The sequence below is a fragment of the Pedobacter sp. UBA5917 genome, assembly GCF_002432345.1.
GTDB lineage: Bacteria > Bacteroidota > Bacteroidia > Sphingobacteriales > Sphingobacteriaceae > Pedobacter.
In genome coordinates, this window is record NZ_DJDT01000367.1 from 25,623 (window position 1) to 31,622 (window position 6,000).

A 6,000-nucleotide genomic window follows, 5' to 3' on the forward strand; every position below is an offset into this window, starting at 1 on the left:
TCGGATTTCCGGTCCGGATGATTTTGGCAGTTTTATCTGCCGGTATTTATTTAGCTATTTTATTTCATTTCAGCCACAGATTCACGGAAAACTTCGCGGTTCCTTTCCTCTATTCTATTTCCCATCCCCCGCGATCGTCATCCTGAACTTGTTTCAGGAACTTTTCTATCGCTTATGTCATTTGCAAAGTAGTCATCTCTAGTAAAGCATAGCGAAATGGAAAGATCTATAAATAGATTTCTCGACTGCGTTGCACTCCGCTCGAAAGGACGATCAGATAAGAACAAATACACCAATAACCAATGTACTAACCAATCCTAAGCCAGTTAACCGACTTAAACAATTAACCAGTTAACCATCTTCTATTAAAACTCCATTCTTGCCATCGGCGAAACATCCTGTCCTACAAAATCTTTTTTCAGGTATTTCTGGTAACCTGCAATGGCGATCATACCTGCATTATCAGTACAATACTGAAAGGCCGGGATATAAATATTCCAACCCAGTTCATCCGCCGTTTTCTGCAGGCCATCCCTTAAGCCAGAGTTTGCAGAAACCCCACCGGCTATGGCAATCTCTTTAATATTATATTGTTTCGCTGCTTTCTTTAACTTGTTCAATAAAATCTGCACAATGCTATGCTGAACCGATGCACAGATATCATCCAGGTTTTCGGCAATAAAGTTAGCGTTCTGTTGTTCCTGTTTCCTGATAAAATACAGGATAGAGGTTTTAAAACCGCTAAAGCTAAAATTCAGATCCGCAATCTGCGGTTCGGCAAATTTAAAAGCTTGTGGATTTCCCAGTTTCGCATGTTTATCAATCAATGGTCCGCCCGGATAAGGCAAAGCCATTAATTTTGCTGTTTTATCAAAAGCTTCTCCTGCAGCATCATCGAGGGTTTCGCCTACAATTTCCATATCGAAATAATCTTTCACCAGCACTATCTGCGTATGCCCGCCCGAAACGGTAAGGCACAGGAAAGGAAAACTAGGTTTAGGATCATCAATAAAATGCGCCAAAATGTGTGCATGCATGTGATTCACAGAAATTAAAGGTACATTTAGGGCTAATGCAAAAGATTTTGCAAAAGAAACGCCAACCAATAACGATCCCAATAAGCCGGGGCCACGTGTAAAAGCAACGGCATTAATGTCCTGTTTTGTTACATTGGCATTAACCAAAGCCTGTTGTACGGCAGGCACAATATTCTGTTGATGTACCCTTGATGCCAATTCAGGGATTACACCACCATAATTTTGATGAATTGTTTGGTTTGCAATAACATTGGCAGTAATTTTGCCGTTGTTACAAATAGCAACGGAAGTATCATCGCAAGAGGACTCTATAGCAAGTATAACAGACAAATTATTAATATTTAAGCTGCAAAATTATTAAAAAACTATTTAAAATACTCCTTTGGGTAATCGCATCAATAATTTTGCTGCTCGCGCTTGTTATTTTTTCGCTGCAATTTAAGCCTGTTCAAACTTATTTTGCGCAGAAAGCTGCCGCATACCTATCAAAAGAGCTTAAAACCACCATATCAATCAAGAGTTTGTACATCAAGCCCTTTAAATCTGTTGTACTCGAAGATTTATTGGTGCTGGATCTACAAAAAGACACTTTACTGAGCACGCCTCAATTTATGGTGGATATCACTCAATTATCACTTGATAAAAAGATTATCGATATCAATACCGTACAGATCAATAACGGGCAGTTTTTCCTAAAGGATTTCAAAGATAAGTCTTCTAACCTCGATTTCATCATTAACTACTTCGATTCTGGTAAACCTACTGTAAAGAAAAAGAAGAGCAAACCTTTTGATGTAACACTCGGCCGTTTGATTTTAAACAAATTTGCCTTCAGGTATAAAAACTTTGCAGCAAAAGATACCATTCAGGGTAAAAGTGTAAACTTTGATAATGTTGATGTAAAACAACTGAGCGGGATTTTTGAAGGGCTTGATATGAAAAACCACCTGGTTAAAACGAATATCAAAAATCTAACATTTAAAGAGCGTAGCGGATTTTACCTGAAAAACCTTACGGCACAAACCACTATCGATAGCAATGCAATAGAATTAAAAAACCTCCTGCTCGAAACCAACCAGAGCCGCTTAACCGATTATTACCAGATGCGGTTTAAAAGTTACAGGGATTTTAACCATTATGTTGATAATGTGAGGATGAAGGCTATTTTTAAAGATAGCCACATTACCTCAAGGGATGTTGCCTTTTTTGCGCCGGAGCTGAATACCATGAAACTCGACCTTGATGTAGACGGACAGATTACGGGTTTGGTAAACAACCTTAAAGCCAAAAAACTATCGATAAGAACTGGAAAGGCAACACACATTAAAGGCGATTTCATTTTAAAGGGACTGCCAAAGTGGAGGGAAACCTTTATGGACCTGAACATCGAAATGGCGGGCACCAATAAAACCGACCTCGACGAAGTGCTGGGCGGTATTACCAATACCAAAAAGAAAATGATCCCCGAAATTGTTAACAAATTCGGAAATATCAACTTTAATGGAAGTTTTACGGGTTTCCAGAACGACTTTATCGCCTATGGCGAGTTTAAAACCAAACTCGGACGTATTGTTTCGGATGTGAACATGAAAATCGACAAAAACGATGTTCCTTCATACACCGGAAATGTAAAATCATACGATTTCAATATCGGTAACCTGGTTGATGAGAAAAGTTTGGGCCGCATCAGTTCTTCATTATATGTAAAAGGCCGCGGAACTGAACTAAAAAACCTCACCGAGAAAATCAACGGCGATGTAGATTATATCGACTTTAACAATTACCGTTACCACAATGTGAAGATTGACGGTACTTTTGATAAAAAATACTTTGATGGCAAACTGAGCATTAACGACCGCAATGTAAAACTGGTTTTCGATGGTGGTGTAAACCTGAATCCAAAACTACCGGTATTCAACTTTAATGCAACCATTTCGAAAGCAAAATTGAAGGCTTTAAAACTGCTGAAAGATTCGCTGATGGTTGACGCCAAGTTTAACACCAACTTTTCGGGCACCAACCTCAACAATATTTCGGGTAAATTATTGATCCAGGAGATCAGTTTAAAAAATCCAAAGGGTACTTACAGTGTAGATTCGGTTCAGCTTACCGCCAATGGTACGGGTGCCAATCGCGTGCTTGATATCCGTTCGGATATTCTGGACGCCAACATTAAAGGCGAATACGACCTCAATTCTATTGTTTCGTACTACAAGGCGATTGCCAAAACCTATATCCCATCTTTACAGGCAGATATTATCAAATATAAAAACCAGATTTTTGAGTTTAACTTGATGGTTAAAAAGTTCGAACCGCTGGCACAGCTTTTCGCCCCCGGTTTGGAACTGGAAGAAGGCGCAACGTTAACAGGCGAATTCGATTCGAGGAATAATAAGGCTACCTTAAACGGTTTTGTACGCAAACTGAAGTATAACGGCATTATAGTGAACAATATCATCCTGGATGAAAACACCACTACGCAGCAGCTGCAGCTGATCGTAACTTCCGATCGCGTGCAGATCAACGATAGTTTATTTATTAAGGATGTAAATATTTCGAACATCCTGCGGAGCGATAGTCTGGCTTTCAACGTAAAGATGTCTAACTCCGACGAGGCGAATCAGCTCGATCTGAACGGTTTGGTGGAGTTTACAAAAAACCAGGATACCACGGCCCGGTTGAGCATATTGCCTTCTATCCTGAAAATCAATAACGAAGAATGGCGTATCCAGGAGAAAGTACGCATTGTGCTGAACAACGGTAAAACAGAAATTACCAATTTCGATCTCACCAACGGAAAACAGCAACTGATTGTTGATGGATTGATTTCGGAAGACCCGAAAGATCTCATCAGTGTAGGTTTTAAAGATTTCAACCTTAAAACGCTCAATCCTTTTACCAAAGGTTTTGGGGTTAAACTGGGCGGAAATGCAAACGGAACAACCGATTTATACGGAGTACTAAAGGCACCGAGGGTTACCGACGACTTAAAAATCGATTCCCTCAACTTTAATGACATTTATATCGGAACGCTAACCGACACCTCATCATACAATAACGAGAGTAAAAAAATAAATGTGTTTACCCGCGTGGTGGCAGATGATTCGGAGACTTTTAAACTTACCGGAAACCTCGACCTTAAAGAGAAAGAAATAGATCTTGGGTTAAAAATGAGCGAGAGCAAGCTCACCATTCTCGAACCTTTTGTTAAAGATCTGGTATCAAACTTAAAAGGGAATATATCTGCCGATTTAACCGTAAAAGGGAAGTTCGATAAACCGGAGATTAACGGAAGCGTGGCCCTGGATAAGGGGCAACTGATGGTAAATTACCTGAAAACCACTTATGTAATTACCGATAAAGTAGAGGTAAGCAACAGCATCATCAAGCTCGATGATTTTACCCTGAACGACCTTGAGGGGCACGAAGCCATCGCAACCGGTTCAGTTGATTTAAACAACATTAATTACCCTACCCTGGATGTAAAAATCAATGCCAATAGTTTGATGGCCCTAAATACCACCGCAAAAGATAACTCGGTATATTATGGCCGCGCCTATGGTACGGGTGTATTTCAATTCACCGGACCAACAAATAAAATGAAAATTGATATTAAGGCCAAAACTGAAAAGGGAACTGTTTTTAACCTGCCTTTAAACAGTTCTGAAACGATATCGGATAAAGATTTCATCAATTTTGTAAGCCGCGATTCTACTGTTGTAGTGAAGAAAAAAACCAATTTCGATGGTATTACGCTTACTTTTAAACTCACCATCGATCCCAATACCACAGCAAATATTTACACCACACTGGGTAATTTAAGCGGTAAAGGTAACGCAGACCTGAACCTGAACATCAATAGTTTTGGCGATTTTGAGATGTCGGGCGATTACATTATTGAAACCGGAAGTTTCGACTTTACGGCGCAGGAGGTAATCAACAAGAAATTCGAGATCAGGCAAGGGGGAACCATCCGCTGGACGGGTAATCCTACTGCCGCACAGATCAATTTAAGGGCCGTATACGCATTAAGGGCAAGTTTGAACGATTTATATAAAGCAGCCAACCGCGATGCAAGCAGCAATGCCAACCAAAGGGTTAATACCGAGGTAGAGATGGGTTTAACGGGTTTACTTTTAAAACCGGATATTAAACTCGATATCAATTTCCCTTCGCAACCCTCGATCAAGGAAGAGCTGCAGACTTATTTCAGCGACCAGAACAACCTGAATTTACAGGCTTTCAGTTTAATTATCAGAAGGAGTTTTGCACCGGGTAACGGCGGCGAATCGATCGGAAACCAACTGAGTTCTACTGCAACGAGTACGGCTACCGAATTGGTGTTTAACCAGTTTAACAACGTATTATCGTCGCTAAACTTAAACTTCGTGGATTTAAACGTACGCTCATTAAGCGAGGCGAATGCATCGTTCAAATTCTTTAACGACCGTTTAATTATCAATGCAGGTATTGTTGATAGAAACAGTGTAAACGATTTCACCCTGATCAACTTCGGCGATAACAATGTGGGCAGAGAGGTTGAGGCCTTATTTTTATTAAGAAAAGATGGTAGTTTAACGATCAAAGCGGCCAACAAACCGCCAACCCAACAGAGTATTTTCTTAAACAGTGGGATCAGTCCTACAGCAAATGTAACTTCGTTCGGTTTATTGTACACGCAACAGTTTGATACGTTTAAAGAGTTTATCCAGAAAATTTCGGGTGCTTACCGTCGCAATTTAAAACGGAAACAAAGCGAAGCGCCTGTTAAAACGAATAAATCGATCAATAGGGACGCGATTATTAACCAGAGTAAAGGGAAAGAGAAGAGGTAATGAATGGTTAACTGGTTAATTGTTTAAATCGGTTAATTGTGCGCAACGCTAATCGCTCTGTTAGTTCATTGGTCATTTGGCATTAGTTATTAGTTAATTCCCGCCCCACGTCATCCTGAATTTATTTC

At 40.0% G+C, this 6,000-nt stretch carries 2 protein-coding genes; one reads left to right on the plus strand and one right to left on the minus strand.

The window, feature by feature from the left end:
• Positions 1 to 365: 365 nt before the first annotated feature.
• Positions 366 to 1,367 (minus strand): tRNA (adenosine(37)-N6)-threonylcarbamoyltransferase complex transferase subunit TsaD, encoded by a 1,002-nt coding sequence (tsaD, locus tag B2V92_RS25560; RefSeq protein ID WP_293313440.1) that lies wholly within the window; start codon positions 1,365 to 1,367, stop codon positions 366 to 368.
• A 74-nt stretch (positions 1,368 to 1,441) separates the two neighbouring features.
• On the opposite strand from tsaD, the gene B2V92_RS25565 reads away from it, so the two are divergent.
• Positions 1,442 to 5,872: a translocation/assembly module TamB domain-containing protein gene (locus tag B2V92_RS25565; RefSeq protein ID WP_293313442.1), complete on the plus strand. Its 4,431-nt coding sequence runs from the start codon at positions 1,442 to 1,444 to the stop codon at positions 5,870 to 5,872.
• Positions 5,873 to 6,000: the final 128 nt, after the last annotated feature.